Here is a 714-nt window from a genome sequence, read left to right as displayed (position 1 = left end):
CGATAAACTTGAACGGAATTATACCAGTATGGTGGCACTCGCATTCATCATTGTCTGGTTGCCGATGTGGGTTGATTGAATAATGACTTTAAAACATCAACAGCCCCTAGTAATCATGCCCCCTAAAGATTGCCAGCCTGACAGACCGGAGTTGGGCGCAATTTGCCAGTTATGCCATAGCGCATTATCGGTGCCACGTGCAAATATTTCTAATCGACCGTCTGAATTGATGTGAACGGCAGGTTTGCTAGTCACTTGTAAGCCAGGTGAGGACCAGCCGGTCCAGGAAGAGCCTGTATGTGATGTTTGCTCATTGTACAACATTACATTGTCAGTACCCACACCGAAAACCTTAAGTCGACCGTTGGCGGTGTTAGTCACTGAAATAATACCAGACGCTGCGATGGCAGCGTTTTCGATTGCTACCTGATCTATAACAGATAGCCTGGTATTACTTAGATTTAATGTATGAATAGATTGTTCTTGCATATATATATACCCAAGAAACTTCAAGATGCAGTTTTTAGCACCTGAAAATGGTCGTTAATTCTAGACGTCAGCGAGTCCGCTATATCCGGTAGCGTTGTGGTGAAAAATTTGAATACTTTGTCTCGAAATTCATGTTTATCCGCGAAATAACGGTTATTTCGAACCTGTTCATTCATGACCTTCCATAATCGCTCTATCGGGTTTAAATTTGGGCTGTATGGAGGA

General features: G+C 43.0%; 2 protein-coding genes. Both read right to left on the bottom strand.

The features are described 5' to 3' along the window. Positions 1-96: 96 nt before the first annotated feature. A complete protein-coding gene (locus SLS51_RS23095) occupies positions 97-489 on the bottom strand; it encodes a DUF8189 domain-containing protein (RefSeq protein WP_323840819.1) in 393 nt (130 codons plus the stop codon). Between the two features lie 20 nt (positions 490-509). After that, the coding region (locus SLS51_RS23090) for a transposase (RefSeq protein ID WP_323840818.1) at positions 510-714 on the bottom strand (205 nt) is incomplete at its 5' end.

This window comes from Photorhabdus africana, from assembly GCF_035181445.1.
Taxonomy (GTDB): domain Bacteria; phylum Pseudomonadota; class Gammaproteobacteria; order Enterobacterales; family Enterobacteriaceae; genus Photorhabdus; species Photorhabdus laumondii.
Note: the sequence above shows the minus strand (reverse complement) of the source record. Positions and strands in the feature narration are given on the sequence as shown.